Raw genomic sequence first — 15,022 nt, forward strand, 5'->3', positions numbered from 1 at the left:
AGCTCGGAGGCGGCGCTCGGGTGGAGGCTGTACCCGCCGTGCCGGGTCGCGTGCTCGAGGCGACCCTCACGGCGGTCGCGCCCGGGGGGACAGGCCCGCGCGGATCGGCCCCGGACGTAGCGTCCCAGGCGGCCCTGGGCGATCCGTCAGGCGCGGTGTCCTCCGTGGCGCCCCCGCCGGCAGGCGTGGGTGTTAGTGAGCCGCCGGCGCCCGCGCGCTCGCAGGAGTCGCCTGCGCCCGCGCGCTCGCAGGAGTCGCCTGCGTCCGCCAACCTTGCTCCGACCCCCTCCGGTGAAGCGGCACGCGGTGAGGAGCCGCAGCAGCCGCAGGCGCCGGGACCGGGGCAGGCGGTCGCGGCGGGGCCGCAAGCAGAGACCGAACAGCCACCGTCGCCGCTCGAGGCGATGGCTCCGACGGTCACCGCGATCACCCGGCGAGCAGCACAGACAGCACGCCACAGCCCAGCCCCCTCCACCGTGGCCAACGCGCAGGCCGCGGCGATGCGTCCGGCGACCGAGCAGCAGAGAAGCGCGGCGCTCGCGACGGTGAACAAGCTGGACAGCGCGCAGGAGAGCACGCAGGACTTCGAACGGGCCGCGTTCAGAGCCGCCCTGCGTGAGGCGATCGAGAAGGCGACACCGACTCCGACCACCGAAGAAAAGGCGCACGAGGTGGTCGAGAGCGGCGCGCAGACCGCGAGCGCGACCCTTCAAGGACAGCTGGCGGGCCAGAAGGACGCCGCGGTCGGTCCCTTGAGGCAGCCGGGCGACGTCCGGCCGCAAGACCTGGGGCCCGAGCCACCGCAGGTCGCCCTCCAGCCGGAGCAGGTAGGCGAGATGCCGGCACCGGTCTCCGCCGCAGCCGCCGTGCCACCCGCCCTGCCCCCGGAGCGGCTGGACTACTCCGAGGACCGGCAGGCGACCAACCAGGCGATGGAGGAGAACGGCGTCTCCCGCGCACAGCTGGAGAAGGGGAACGAGCCGGAGTTCGGACAGACCCTGGAAGCCAGGTCGCAGGCGGAGCAGCACGAGGCGCAGGCGGCCACGACGTACCGAGCCTCGGAGGCCGACCTCCGCGCCGGCGCGAAGAGCCGCGCGCAGGGCACGCTGGCGGGCGGGCTCACCGCCATGCATGGTGCCCGCGCGGTGGCCATCGGGAAGGTCGCCGGCCGGCAGGTCGGGACGATGACCAAGGACGAGGGCGAACGCCGCCGCGTCACCGCGACCATCGAGGGGATCAAGAACCAGACCCGGGCCGACGTCGACACGATCCTCAAGGAGATGGACAGCGAGGCCAGTCGGATCTTCGGCGAGGGCCTCACTGCTGCCGAACGTGCTTACGAAGAGGTCTTCGAGGAGGAGAAGGGCGGCGTCGGCACGTGGCTGACGACCTGGGGCTCCGACTGGGAGGAGCTCATCGAGAGCTCCCTGAAGAGGGCCCGGGACGAGTACCTGCGACAGGTCGACATCGCCATCGACAAGGTCGCCGACTGCGTCGACACCAAGCTCGCCGCCGCGAAGAAGCGGGTCATCGAGGGGCGGGCCCAGGTCCGGGCTTTCGTCGACGGCCTCGATCAGAGCGTCCGAGCGTTCGGCCAGGAGGCGCTGACCTCCGTCGAGGGCGAGTTCGACGCCATGACCCAGACCATCGATGCGCGCAGGGACGCGCTGGTCGACAACCTGACCACCCAGTTCACGGCCTCCTACGAGCGGATGTCCGCGAAGGAGCAGGAGCTCCGCGAGGCCAACAAGTCCCTGTGGCAGCGGGTCTACGACGCCACGGTCGGTGTCATCCAGAAGATCCTCGCGTTCAAGGACCTGCTGCTCAGCATCCTGGCGAAGGCGTCGGACGTCGTCGGCAACATCATCACCGACCCGATCGGCTTCCTCGGGAACTTGGTCGCGGGCGTCGCCCTCGGTCTGGAGAATTTTGTCGCCAACATCGGCAAGCACCTGCAGAAGGGCCTGATGGACTGGCTCTTCGGCGCCCTGGGCAAGGCGGGGATCACGATGCCCGAGACCCTGGACCTCCAGGGCATCGTCAGCATCGCCCTGCAGGTCCTCGGTCTCACCTACGCCAACTTCCGTGCCCGCGCGGTCAAGATCGTGGGGGAGCCGGTCGTCTCGGCGCTCGAGAAGACGGCGGAAGTCTTCACCATCCTCGTGACCGAGGGCGTCCCCGGGCTCTGGCGGTTCGTCAAGGAGAAGCTCGCCGAGCTGAAGTCGATGGTGCTGGACGCCATCTGGGACTTCATCAAGGGGGAGGTCATCGAGGCGGGCATCGCCTGGCTCGTCGGCCTGCTGAATCCAGCGTCCGCCTTCTTCAAGGCGTGCAAGGCCATCTACGACATCATCATGTTCTTCATCAACCGGGGCTCGCAGATCGTCGACCTCGTCAACGCCGTGCTGGACTCGGTCGGTGCCGTTGCCAAGGGCTCGATCGGGGTGGCGGCGAAGTTCGTCGAGGATGCCCTCGCCAAGGCCATACCCGTGGCGATCGGCTTCCTCGCCAGCCTGCTGGGACTCGGCGACATCAGCGCCACCATCCGCAAGACGATCGACAAGGCGCGCGCGCCGGTCGACGAAGCGATCGACTGGGTGATCGGGCAGGCAGTCAAGCTCGTCAAGGCTGCAGGCAAGCTGATCGGCGGAGCGTTGGGCAAGAAGAAGCGGCCCGACGAGGTCGCCGAGGACGACCCTGAAAAGGCGGCGAAGGTCGAAGCCGGCCTCGCGGCGATCGATGCCGAAGAGGAGAGCCGCCTTGAGGAGGAAAGACTGACTCGGGAGGCTGCGGAAGCCGTGGCGGCCACGGTGCGGAAGGATCATCCGGTGTTCACGTCGATCACTGTCATCGACGCCGAGGGCAGGTGGGACTACGACTATGTCGCCAGCCCGGGAAAGAAGAAGGAGGGTGCGCTGCACGCAGAGGATTCCGGGATAATCTACCTAACCGGCCTTGACTCGGTGGAGCCGGTCCTGAGTGATGTCGGCAGGCTTGAACACGGGGTATCGAGTCCGCAGAAGAGGGATTACTCGTCGGCTCCAAAGGTTCTTGAGCGGGACATCGGAGAGAGCCTGGCACGCGCGACGAGCCTTCCGCTTGAGGGGAAGGACGACCCCTGGAGGATGCTGACGACCAAGGGCGCGACCGTGGAGACTCCAGACGGTTCTCCGGACCAGCAGCCCCCGCCTGCCAGTCTCTCGCCGACGCCTGACCGTCGTCTGCTGGAGCAACCGACGGTCACATCGCCGATGGATGAGACCTGGGACCCGCTCACGAAGAGGGGTAAGAGAAGAGAGCACAATCCCGCTCACTCGGTGCAGCCTGACTTCCTCCTCGTCGGACCGAAGAAAATCGAGGTCTTCGAAGTCACTCTAGACGCGTCCTTCAGGCTGGGCCGTCAAGAGAAGGGCATGAAATTGAGCAAGGGCGCTAAGAAGTATCACGTTGCGCACAAGATCGAGCAGCTTGCCAACGTCGAACACCTCGCACGGCGCTTCCCGGGCCTTCCGATAGTCTTCAACATCCAGACGGGAGGGCAGCCATTGTTTAAGGACGGCGAAGTTCAGAAAGCGATCGAGGTGGAGTTACGAAATCTCCGAACGAAGTTTGCGAAAGAAGGGCTGGGCAACACCGTCACAGTTGCCTGGCGCACGTAGTGCGTAAGGACTCTGTCCCTCAAGCGCGAAAGTCGGTCTCCACTGGTGTCTCGTCGGGTTGAGCATCAGTCCGAGACTCCGCGGGGGATGCTGCCCAGGTCGTGGATGCCGGGCCGCCGGGCGTGGCATGAGGCAGAAGGTCGCGCACAAGTTCAGGGCAGGTCGGCAGTCCATCAGCAAGTGAAACGCCAGTACCCAGGACGAGGTGGGACTGGGCTTTGGCGTAAGCCTCCCGGAGCAGTTGCCCCCTCGTCGTCGCGTAGGGAAGTCCCAGACATCCGCCCCCTCGCGTCGAGGCCGGATCGAAAGGGCTTGTAGGTGAAGGTTGTGGGCAAGTCTGGCTGCGGGGGCGACGTGGGGACAAGCCCTTCAAAATATTGCCAACACGGTGATGGATGACTGTCTTGTCGACCTCGGCCGGGAACGTCACTGCATGGCACGGGTTGACCGACTCGCAGCGCCCGAAACTCCAAGGGACAGCATCCCTACAGCTATCTCTGGGACCAGGTTGGTCAAGGGCGCGACCTGTGGCTTCTCCACAGCGCCGCCCCGTCCGCGTGCACGCGTTAAGAGCCTGTTGATCCGGGGACTTTGGCGGCGGACGATGGGAGGCGTGCACGGCAGACTGCCGGCGAGCCGGTGGAGGTCGTCTTCGCGCGGCTCGGACACGCCGGCGCGACCATCACCTTGACCGTGTACCAGCAGGTGCACTCCGGCATGGGGGCGGCAGGCCGCAGACCGGTTCGCCGCGTTGCTCGACGGCTGAGCGCAGCGCCCAAGCCGCGATGTATCAAACTTCATCACGAGCCCCTTCCGGGCCCTGAAAGAGAACCACCCCCGGCTCCTGACCTGCAGGAACACCGGGGTGAAGGTGGTGTCCGAGGGGGGACTTGGGCACCCCGAGCAGCGACGGGTGGAGCCGGGTGAGTGTCTCCACCAGGCCGGCAGCCAGCCGGACCTGGTCTTCTTCGTCACCTCGGGTCGCTTCATCCTCCGAAACAGCACCGGAGATCGGGTGGCGGACAAGACCGGCGGTCAGCTGATTGGGGAGACCGCCGCACTTGACGGAGGAGCGCGGACCGTGACGGTCGAGGCCGAGGGCGTCGCGTCGGTGCTGGCTCTGCCTGCGGAGAGCTTCCGGCGGCGACTGCAGGAGGATGCCCGGGCCGCGTACGAGGTAGCGGTGTTCACCGCCAGGATTCTCCGAGACGTGAGTCGAGCCTGACAGGCGACTGATGCCATCGCCGTCCTGATCGTGGTCGCTCTGGCCGGAATCCTCGGTGTCCACATCAGCCCTCCTCGCCCGACGGAGGCGCCCGGCGCGCGAGCGTCCGTGACGCCGCCGCCCTCAGCTCGCCATCGGGCGCCGCCACGGCGGGTCTGTGCGCCGAGTCCTCAAGCGGCGATCGGGGGCCAGGTACCGGAGCGGGCAGTCGATGGCCGTCGGACTCGCCCGGGGCGAGCGGCCGCGCGAGTCTGACGGGACCCTCTGCTGCGCGTCATGGCAGGCTGCGGCGCACAGCACCCGGTGGGCCTGAGATCGCTCCCGTCCCGGCGCTGTCGCCGTCCCGCCCGACCGGGCCGGTCGGGTCGAGCACCGCTCAGTCAGCTCCGAGGTCGGGTCGACGGCGCAGATACACGACGGCTGCGGCCAGAACACCCAGGAGCGTGAGCACGTGCACCCTGGAGGCGGCGTCCCACAGCAGAGCGGCAAAGCCTACGAGGGCAGCGAGCACCCCGGGTGTGAACAACCAGCTCCACGCGCTGACCATGCCCGGGAAGACGGGACCGTGCTCCCGGGACCGGGCCTCGCGCTCCCGCTCCCGCCGCAGCCATCGCTCCTCCTGACCGGAGCGCTCCGCTCGAGCGACCGCTTGGGTCCAGCGCTGCTCGCGCCGCCGGGTGGCCCTCCGGGCCAAATGCCGGCGCAGCCGCGAGCGGGAGCCGTCGGTCCAGAAGCCCTCCGGCATGGCCAGCAGGTCGTACACGTAGACGGCGGCGACGAAGAACGCGAGGGACGTGGCGAAGGCCACGATCGCCAAGTCGTCGGCGAGGAGACGTTCCCCGGGTTTCGGGCCCTCGATGAGCATTCCCACGAGTGCCGTCAGGACGAAGCCGGCCAGCAGAGCCGCGACGGTCTTCTTGGAGTCCACCTTGGCGCGGAGTTCGGCCTCCTGGTGGTCCACGGTCGGCACGGCGAATTCGATGCTGCCGTTCCCGTGCAGGAGGTTCTGGACGGACTCGGCAGTCACGCACACGGCGCCGGCCTCGGGGAACGGCCGGTGACGTGCTCGGGTGAGTTCCGTCAGGAGGTTGCTGAGTCGGCCCTCGTGCCCAATCAGGACGACCGTGGTCTGGGACTCGAGCGGCGCCTGGGTCGAGTGGACGAGGGCGTCCAGCCCCGCAGTCGGGCTCTCCGGAGTCAGCGCGGTGCTGGTCTCCTGTGGAGCCCGGAGGGACGCCGAACGGCGGAGATGGCAGCACGTCCGCTGGGCCTGACGACGCGCGCTCACCAGGTAGAGCGTCGGTCGGACCTGGCGCTGCACCAGGGCGTCGCGGAGCCGGGCGACTTGGTCCTGCCCGTGCTCACCGAGCCAGCCGTCGACGTGCGCCGCGTGCCGGACGAGGATCCACCGGACCACCGCGTCGTCCCCTCCCGGAGTCGGCCGTCAGTGAAGCGGGCACAAGTGGCGGACGGGGCGGCGAATCCGCGCCGGGTCGAACGGTGCCCTGCGAGCCAGCCAGTCGGCGTACGGACGTGCTATCCGAACGTACTCGGAAGCCTCCGCCGGGTCCTCAAGTGCAGGAAACGTGCCGGGGAGGTGCTCCAGGTCGAGCAGGTCCAGCCCGTCCCTACTGCGCTCCACCTCGACCCACCAGCCTGGGGAGCCGGTCTCGCCTGCCCACTTGGCGCCCTCGATGGCGGTCTTGCGCACCGACGGCCTGTCTGGCTCGACCGCCGGGCCCCGACCGCCGGTGAGGACGACGCATCCGCGCCGGACCACCGAGCGTCCGATCACTCTTGCCGGCTCCAGGGCCTCCCTGTCGTCGCCGCCGAACACGGCGACGACAGGCGTCCGGGGGACGGCGTTGACCACTGTCGTCGGTGCATCCTCTGGAGACATGTCCCGAGCGTGCGCTCTGACCCGTCACGCGGGCGTCACTGCGCAGTCAGTGAGCGGCATGCCGCGGCGAGTGGCCCGAGGACGGGGGGACTGTCGCTCGTGGCTGCGGAGATTGGGCGCGCTGGTAGGACCATTGAGACCATCCTTGCCGTGGATCCCTCGGCTCAGAACACGGCCTTCTTGAAGTTGATGTGGACGGCACTTTGGCCGGAGACGTTCTCGAGCTGGGTGCTGTTGATCGGGAAGGCGCCCCCGGCGGCGAACTCCGGCACCTTCGTCTTGACCTCGGAGTCCAGGATGGTCAGGTCGGGAGCGTCGACGTCCATCGCCTTCCCAGCGATATGCGGGGAGGCATTGGCCGTTCTGCTGCCGCCCTTCTTGTCGGTCCAGGTCGTCTGGGCAGGTGACGCGACGAGGGGCAGTGTGCGGGCGTCTGACTTCACGCGGCCGCCGCCGCCGTAGTAGAGGGCGAAGAAGAACGGCAGCCAGACTGACTCGTCAGCGAGGGACGCCTCCGCGAACGTGTCCCAGTCGAGCGAGTCCTTGAGCCAGTCGGTTCTATTGGCGTACTCGTCGACCGCGGCCCGGTTGGCGTTGCAGTAGTCGCGCAGGATCTGCAGCTGCTTGTTGCCGTCGCGCTTGGTCGAGTTGACGGTGACGACCTGGCTGAAGGTGCCGTCGGCGTTACGGGCGGTGATGACATCGACCGGTGTGCTGACCGCAGGGGGCCCGGCCGGTGGGATCACCGGCTTCCCCGTCACGGGCGCGGCCCCGGGCGGGGCGGGCTCCGGGCCAGGAGGGCCTGGCTCGCCGAAGATGCTGTCCCAGGCGCCCCGCGCCCACTCCACTGCGCCCCCGACCCGGTCGAGGATGCCGCCGTCCTCGGTCGTGCTAGGCACCGGCGCGACGGTGGGCGGCTCGACGGCAGGACCTGGCGCGGGCGCGGCGTCGGGTATCACGATCGTCTCACCGGCGTTGAAACCGAACCGATCACCCTTCGGTGTTGACCACTTCTTGATCTTGTCGGCGTTCGCGTCCGAGAGTGCCTGCAGAGTCACGCCGAAAGCCGTGGCGATCGACTGCAGGGTCTCCCCAGGCATGACAACGTGAGTCCTCTGCGCTACTGCGGAGGCGGACGGCGGCGCGGCCTCTGGGGCGCGGTCGATCAGCGTCGTCCGCAGGAGCCGCCCGACAGCCGCGTTGCCGACCGACCGCTGTAAGGCGTGGAGTTGCCGCCCGCGCTGGGATTCGACCGCGGCACCGGCCTGACGCACCTTGCTGCCGACGCGGCGCTCATTTCGCTCGGGGAGCCTGGCCGGCGGCGAGTAGGACATGGAAGCCACCCTAGGCACCCTGCGGCATTCCCAGTAGCGGGCGGCCGTGCGACTTGAATGGACACGCCGAGGGTGCGCGGCGTGTTGGGTCCCACCTGAAGAGGTACGCGGAAACGTGGCTTGAAGGTCGGCTGCACTGTGCGGATGGGCGCTCGCCACTGACATCGCCGTGTCCTACACACTGGCCAAGGGGAGGTCGTCCGGGACGGCTTGTTCGCGCCGGGAAACACGATCAGCAGCGGCTTGTCCTATGGGGGATGGATGGGCCTTCGACCACCACTCGGCGGACGAGTTCAGCCCGACCGTGCACGGTCAGGCGGGCATTAGCGTGGGACACGGGGACCTCCGGGTCGTCGGTGAGGCGTCAGCACCCACACCTTCGCCCGGAGGTCTCCATGCTGTCTCAGCTCGACATTCCTCTCCACGAGAACCCTGCGGTCGTGACGGTGTCGTGACGCGCACGGCTCTAGCCTGCGCACGCCGGAGACGAGAGGCAGGGAGGTCGTCCCTCACTACCTCGTCACGGCAGCACACCGTCGGCCACGGGACCGGGAGCAGCACCGGGGGAGCGCAAGAGATGACGGTCGAGGAAAGAAGTCCCGCGCTGCCCCAAGCGCGGCCGGTTCTGATCTGCCTCCTTGGGGACTTCCGGTTGCTCAAGGCCGGAGCTGAAGTCCCGATGCGAGGGGCCGGCAAGACGGCCATGCTCCTGACCCTCCTGGCGCTGGGCCGCGAGCACCGCGTCTCCCGCCAGGTCCTGCTGGGGGCGCTGTGGCCCGACAGCGAGGAGTCACGCGGCTCGCACGCCCTCAGCAGCATGCTCCACGGGCTCCACGAGACGCTGGGCGACGCGCTGGCCGGGGCCCCGCCCGTGGTCCACCGGTCCGGCGGCCTGGAGCTGCGGCCCAAGTCCGACGGCGGCTGGGTGTTGTGCGTCGATCCGGGCGTGGCCATCGACGGCCGCGGCTACCCGATCGAGCTGTGCGCTGCCGTGGAGCTCGACCTGAGCCCGGAGGCGTGCGCATGCGAGCCGCCGCCGGACAAGGTCTGCATCGCCGTCCGGCGGATCACCTCCGACGAGGCGCCGCACGATGCCTGCACGTGCGACCTTGATGAACCCCGGTTCGACTGCCGCCGAGTCCGCGACCACGTCGTCGTGAAGGCGTTCACCGAGCCGGAGATCTTCGCGCTGGGTGACCGGGTGTGCCGTCGGACGGTGGACGACAAGACCCCGGTCTGCACCGCCCTGAGCGCCTGCTCCGCGTGCGCCTGCGGGGAGAGCTGGATCCTGCTGGGCTGCGTGACCCTCGACAAGGACAATGGCATCGTCGACCCGCCGGACACCAGCGAGCGGCGGTGGGTAAAGCCCATCGCCGCCCTCTGCTCGGGCGTGCTCGACCGGGTCAACGAGCTGGAGAAGACGGTGGAGGGCCTGAAGCCGTCGGTCGCGCCGAGCCCCACAGGCGCGTAACCCCACCTGATGGCCACGCCTCAGCCGACCACGACTCGCCGGTCCGGGTCGGCTCCCAGGCAGGCCGCGTCCGCCCCGGTCCCGGCGACCCGCGCGTCGATGACGCCTGCCCAGATGCAGCAGCGTTTCGGCAACCGAGGCGTCTCGATCCTCCTGCGGAAGGCCACGGCTTATCCCGAGGGCGATGCGGGCCGTGCGAACCCGGACGCCGAGTCCGTCGGGTCGCTCCCGGCTGAAGGCGAGGCGCTCGCCCCTCCTCAGACGGCCCGGATGGAGAGGGCCTTCGACCACGACTTCGGCGACGTTCGAATCCACACGGACAGCGCCTCGGCAGGAGCTGCGGAGCAGCTGCAGGCTCACGCCTTCACCATCGGCTCCGACATCTACTTCGGCCGAGGGGAGTTCAGGCCGGGCACAGCCGAGGGTGACCGCCTGCTCGCGCACGAGCTCAGCCACGTGGTGCAGCACGACGAGGGGCGGCTCGACGGCCCGGGCGTCTCACGGCCGACGGATCCGAGCGAGCGCGAGGCCGACCAGGGGATCCCCGCGGCCGAGCCGGCGATCGACACGGCGGCAGAGCACGCAGTGGTGGTCGAGCCCGGCCCCGAACCCGGCGGGGCGACCGCACCGACTAACACGATCCACCGCTCGGCGACGACGGCGCTGCAGCAGGACGTGCCCAGCTCGGAGTACCCGACACCCGAAAGTGCCGTGCCGCAGCCGGCGGCGGCGCCGGCTGGTGCGGAGGACGACGCGCCGATCCGGCCCGCGACCACGACTGCGGCACCGGAGCCGGCTGCGGCCACCGCTGCGGCGCCGGCACCCTCCCGAGCACCGGCGCTCACCGCCGCGACAGGTCCAGCCACCGCGTCCCCCCGCGGGCCGTCGCCCGCCGCTGCCGTCCGGTCACCGGCCTCTGCGGGGCGGACCGGCGCCCAGGTGGACAGCGCTGGTGCCGCCCTAGCGGTTCCCGCCCTCGACGTCCAGGGCGGCGCGCCCGGTGGCGCACTCGCGGAAACGCCCGCAGTGGCGTCGGCGACGCCGGACCTGGTGGACGCCACCGAGTGGGCCGCGCGAGCGCGGGCCACCGAGTGGGCCGCGCGAGCGCGGGAGGAGGGGGTGCGTGCGGGCGCCGGCCTTCGCGCCACGGCCGCGGAGACGCTCGCCCGCATCGAGGCCGCTGCGCTCACGGCCGTGGCCGAGGTCCACATCCGCTTCGCCGACGCCCGGGGCCGGCTCGAGGTCGCCGCAGCCGACGCGCGCCAGGTCATCGCGACCGCCGAGCAAAGCGGCGCCGCGAGGGTCGAGGCAGGCGTCGGCGCGGCGGAGGCAGGCCTCGAGGCCTACTTCGCCCAACGCAGCGCTCAGGCGGCCGAGACGGTCGGTGGTGCCCGGGGACGGTATGCCGCCGTGGTCGAGACCGAGGCCACCCGCGTGGTCGACGAGTCGGCGGTGCGCGCCGAACGGGCCAAGGCCCTGGGCGAGCAGTCCGGCCGCAGCGACGAACCGGAGCTGAGCGAGGGTCTGGTCGACATCGCCCGGCAGGTTGCCGAGGGTGTGGCCGAGCAGTGCATCCAGACGGGCGCCGACGCCGCGGTCGAGGTCCGCAACGCAGGTGCCGCCCGTGACGACGGTTTCGACGGCTACGCCGAGGACTACTTCGCGACCCTTGCCGACGCCCGCCAGAAAACCCTCGCTGCGCTGGCCACCATCCGCGACGACGCCCTCGAAGGACTGTCGGCTCAGGCCGAGCGGCTCTCCGACGAGGTCGGCGCGCAGCTCACCGTGGCCATGAGCGGTCTCGACGGCCAGGAGGAGAACCTGGTCGGCTGGATCACCGAGGAGGGCGGGACGGAGAGCGCCTCGACGTCGGACAAGGCAGAGGCGTGGGCCGACTTCCTCGGTCAGGCTTTCTATCAGCTCGCCGAGTCCTACGACCTGGCCGGCGCGGACGTGGATGCCGCCCTCGCCGACCCGGGCGAGGACCTTGATCCGGCCGCCGTCGAGCAGGTCCGCCGGACCGTGGGTGCGGAGCTGGCTTCACTGTGGGTGCAGTACGCCGCTCCGTTGCTGGCCGAGGAGATGCGCCTGACCGGCTTGCTGGACTGGCAGGGCGGTGAGCTGGAGACGGGCCTCGCCGCGGCGGTGCGGAGCGCCACCGGCGAGCTGGAGGGAGCGGCCGCGCAGGCTGTCGACGGCCTGGCGGACCTGGGCGCGCGGTCTGCCGACTTCGCCGGACAGTGTGCCGAGCAGGCCGTACGGGTTGCGCAGGAGGGCACTGCGGCGGCCCACAGCGAGGTGGGCCGGGCCGAAGCGGAATTCCGCTCGGGTCTCGACGGCGAACTCGAGGACGCCACGTCGACGCTCCGCGATGCCGTCGACGAGCAGCTGTCCTGGGAGGACGAGCAGATCGGTAAGGCCGCCCAGGAAATTGCCCGGGGCCAGGCCCGGGCCGCCGTCGAGTACGAGACCACCAAAGTGGAAGCCGAGGCCCGCAACGAGCAGACCTCGGAGCCCACCATCTCGCGCAGTTGGCTCGGCGACTTGTGGGACGTGTTCAGCAACTGGGCCCAGAGCGTGTTGGAGTGGTTCCAGGAAAAGCTCGGGCGGATCTGGGGCTCCATCATCGGCGGCATTCTCGCCGCCTTGATCTACGTCGTCGGCGTGGTGGTCGCCGCGGTCGCCTGGGTGCTGGCCCAGGTCGTCAACCTGGTGTGGGGCTTCCTCTGGGGCGAGACGGCGATCCCGGGCGCCGGCGGCGGCGTGGTCGCCTTCATCGGGGACCTGATCGCCGGAATCCTGATCTACGGGGACGTCCGCGACATCATCAAATACGGGTTGATCCGCCCATTGCAGGGCGAGGGACCCTGGTGGTTCAACCTGACGATGGTCGTGATTGCCGCCATCGGCCTCATTCCGGTGTTCGGCGACATATTCAAGGCGGTGAAGGCCAGGAAGCTGCTCAAGGCAGGGTTGAAGGAGATCGCCGAACGCCTGGTCAAGGAGCTCGGTCGGGAGCTGGCCGACAAGCTGATGAAGGAGGTCGGCGAGGAGGCGGCCGAGGAGCTGCTGGAGAAGCTCGGCAAGGAAGCCCTGCAGAAAGCGGCCGCCGACCTCTCGGGCTCAGCGATCAAGGAGATCATCGAGAAGCTGGGCGAACGCGCGGTCAAGAAGCTCCTGGAGGAGCTGGGCGGCGCCGCCGTCGAGCGGGTCGGCAAGGAGCTCTCCCAGGATGCCGTCGAGAAGCTGCTGCGCACGGTGGGCGGGAACACGGTCCACGAGCTCTCCGAGAAGCTGGGCAAGGACGCGGTTGAGAAGCTGCTCACCGGCCTGCGGGGCGTCACGGTCAAGGAATACCTGGACCTGCTCGGGGACTCGGTGCTCAAGAGGCTCGCCGGGGATCTGGACGGCTACGCAGTCAAGGAGTTGGTCGACGAGCTGGGCGGCGACGTCATCAAGAGGCTCGCAGCAACCCTGGACGGATCCGCGGTCAAGAGCCTCCTCGACGAGCTGGGCGGCGAGGCGCTGAAGAGGCTCGGCGCGAAGCTGGACGGCACCGTGGTCAAGCAGCTCGTGGGCGACCTCGGTGCCGCCGAAGTCAAGCGTCTCCTCCAGGTGCTGGGCGACGACGCCTTCACCAAGCTGGCCGGCGAGGTCGGCGGTGCGGTCATCAAGGAGCTGGAGCGGGATCTGGGCTCTGCGGTTCTGACGAAGCTGTCCGCCGACCTGACCGGCACGGCGATCAAGCAGCTCGCCGACGACCTCGGCGCCGAGGTCGTCAAGAAGCTGTCCGCCGACCTCTCCGGCACCGCCGTCAAGCAGCTCGCCGATGACCTGGGCAAGGATCTGCTCCAGCGACTCGTTGCCGACCTCTCCGGTGGGGTGATCAAGCAGCTCGGCGACGAGCTCGGCACCGACGTGCTCAAGAAGCTGGCCGGCGACCTCTCCGGGACAGCCATCAAGGAGTACTTCGACGCCCTCGGCGGCCCGCTGCTGAAAGAGCTCGGCGAGAGCATGGACGGACAGGCCATCAAGGCCCTCGTGGACGAGCTGGGTGCCCAGACCGTCAAGGACCTGGGCGGCAAGGCGATCAAGGAGATCGGCACTCACCTCGGCCCGGCGGAGATCAAGCAGTGGGTCGCCGACCTCGGCGTGGCGCGGCTCAAGGTGGTCGCCGAGAAGTACGGCGGCGACGCCATGAAGCACTACGGCAGCGCCTGGATGAAGGCCTACCAGGGCATCACCGCCCAGACCTTCCAGCACGTGGTGGTGGGCGACGGCATCGCAGGGGCGGTGAAGGGCTGCCACGACACCGCCAACTTCGTGGCCCGGCACGTCACCTCGGTCGGTGCGGAGAGGGTGCACATCGTCAGTCAGACGGTGGCGGGAGCCATTACGCGCTTTAGGTACTCGACCATCAACGCGGTGAGCGGACTGCCCAACCAGGGGATCAAGCTCAAGACCACGATGCAGGACCTAGCGGCCAACTGGGGGACCATCTCCGACGAACTGACAAAGGCTCTGGACCAGCTCATCCGGAACAAGGCCTTCCCCTCCGCCCCGGGCCCGGGACCAGCGATTCATGGCGTGCAGGGCGCCACGTGGAACTGGTTCTTCCGCAACGGCATGATCGACAGCATCTTCCCAATCTAGGTGGGTTCCATGACGCAACGGCAGTCCATCGTCACCCTCCGGCCGAGTCCACAGCCCGACCGGATAGTCGAGGTCGCAGACGCGGATGCCGACGTGGTCTTCCGAGACTGGCTCGGGACACTCGACTGGCCCCTTCTGGAGCTGCTCGTGGAGTGCACCGCTGTCCAGGTCGGTGCGGGCGGCGACTTCGCCCACACGATCTACGACGACGACGGCGATGCCGCGGACGACCCGTTCGACGGCGTGCGGATCACCGCGGGATTCCGTGACGATGCCAGCGTCGTCGTCAGCCGGCCGGACTACGACCGGATCGTCGCCGACGTCTGCGACATCGCCAGGGCACATCCGCCCGAGCCGCTCCCGCAGTGGTGGCCCAAGTTCCTCGAGAAGTGCCGGTCGATCGCCGATCGCGCGGACCGCGCTTGAGCCCATTGGGTCCAGCGTCCCGGAGCATCAGGCTTACGCGTCGGGCGTCTTGCCATCCAGCTCGACGAGTGCGCTCAGGTTGATGTCGTCCGGGACTGGCCCCGGTTCGGTTGACTCCTTGACCTGCCCCATGGGTCGGTTACCTCGAGAGCTTTGAGGGTTCGGGCTTTCCAGTGAAGGTTCGTGCCGTGCCGAGACCGTATCCATCCGAGTTTCGTGCCCGCGCTGTTGCCCTGGTGCGCGCCGGTCGTCCGATCAGCCAAGTCGCGGTTGAGCTCGGCATCACCCGAGTTCCGCAGTTGATGGGCACACGAGGCGGGTAGCGCGGGAGAAGCTGCTGGTCGGCGGGTCGCG

8 protein-coding genes are annotated in these 15,022 nt (G+C 69.2%); 5 read left to right on the plus strand and 3 right to left on the minus strand.

The window, feature by feature from the left end; all coding sequences use genetic code 11:
- Positions 1–164: 164 nt before the first annotated feature.
- On the plus strand, positions 165–3,659 hold the full coding sequence (locus HK417_RS21535) for a hypothetical protein (protein WP_222271572.1): 3,495 nt from the start codon (positions 165–167) through the stop codon (positions 3,657–3,659).
- A gap of 913 nt (positions 3,660–4,572) precedes the next feature.
- Positions 4,573–4,884 carry a cyclic nucleotide-binding domain-containing protein gene (locus HK417_RS27040; protein WP_222271574.1) on the plus strand — a complete coding sequence of 104 codons (312 nt, stop codon included), beginning with the start codon at positions 4,573–4,575 and terminating at the stop codon, positions 4,882–4,884.
- A gap of 376 nt (positions 4,885–5,260) precedes the next feature.
- Here the strand turns inward: HK417_RS27040 and HK417_RS21545 are convergent, their stop codons facing one another.
- From HK417_RS21545 to HK417_RS21555, 3 genes are all read right to left on the minus strand, one after another.
- Positions 5,261–6,301, minus strand: a complete 1,041-nt coding sequence (locus tag HK417_RS21545; protein WP_222271577.1) for a hypothetical protein — start codon at positions 6,299–6,301, stop codon at positions 5,261–5,263.
- A gap of 27 nt (positions 6,302–6,328) precedes the next feature.
- A complete protein-coding gene (locus HK417_RS21550) occupies positions 6,329–6,784 on the minus strand; it encodes a hypothetical protein (RefSeq protein ID WP_222271581.1) in 456 nt (151 codons plus the stop codon).
- A 164-nt stretch (positions 6,785–6,948) separates the two neighbouring features.
- On the minus strand, positions 6,949–8,118 hold the full coding sequence (locus tag HK417_RS21555; RefSeq protein ID WP_222271582.1) for a LysM peptidoglycan-binding domain-containing protein: 1,170 nt from the start codon (positions 8,116–8,118) through the stop codon (positions 6,949–6,951).
- A gap of 703 nt (positions 8,119–8,821) precedes the next feature.
- On the opposite strand from HK417_RS21555, the gene HK417_RS21565 reads away from it, so the two are divergent.
- From HK417_RS21565 to HK417_RS21575, 3 genes are all read left to right on the plus strand, one after another.
- Entirely contained in the window at positions 8,822–9,589 is a 768-nt protein-coding gene (locus HK417_RS21565) for an AfsR/SARP family transcriptional regulator (protein ID WP_222271586.1), read from the plus strand.
- Between the two features lie 99 nt (positions 9,590–9,688).
- Positions 9,689–14,242: an eCIS core domain-containing protein gene (locus HK417_RS21570; RefSeq protein ID WP_222271592.1), complete on the plus strand. Its 4,554-nt coding sequence runs from the start codon at positions 9,689–9,691 to the stop codon at positions 14,240–14,242.
- Between the two features lie 9 nt (positions 14,243–14,251).
- Entirely contained in the window at positions 14,252–14,668 is a 417-nt protein-coding gene (locus HK417_RS21575; RefSeq protein ID WP_222271595.1) for a hypothetical protein, read from the plus strand.
- The last annotated feature ends 354 nt before the right edge of the window (positions 14,669–15,022 follow it).

This window comes from Modestobacter marinus, from assembly GCF_019799945.1.
In the GTDB taxonomy this organism is placed as follows: Bacteria; Actinomycetota; Actinomycetes; order Mycobacteriales; family Geodermatophilaceae; genus Modestobacter; species Modestobacter marinus_B.

Bases quoted from the DNA above. Each gene is read 5' to 3' on its own strand.
- HK417_RS21550 (WP_222271581.1), bottom strand. From the start codon at position 6,784: ATGTCTCCAGAGGATGCACCGACGACAGTGGTCAACGCCGTCCCCCGG.
- HK417_RS21555 (WP_222271582.1), bottom strand. From the start codon at position 8,118: ATGTCCTACTCGCCGCCGGCCAGGCTCCCCGAGCGAAATGAGCGCCGC.
- HK417_RS21565 (WP_222271586.1), top strand. From the start codon at position 8,822: ATGCTCCTGACCCTCCTGGCGCTGGGCCGCGAGCACCGCGTCTCCCGC.
- HK417_RS21570 (WP_222271592.1), top strand. From the start codon at position 9,689: ATGACGCCTGCCCAGATGCAGCAGCGTTTCGGCAACCGAGGCGTCTCG.
- HK417_RS21575 (WP_222271595.1), top strand. From the start codon at position 14,252: ATGACGCAACGGCAGTCCATCGTCACCCTCCGGCCGAGTCCACAGCCC.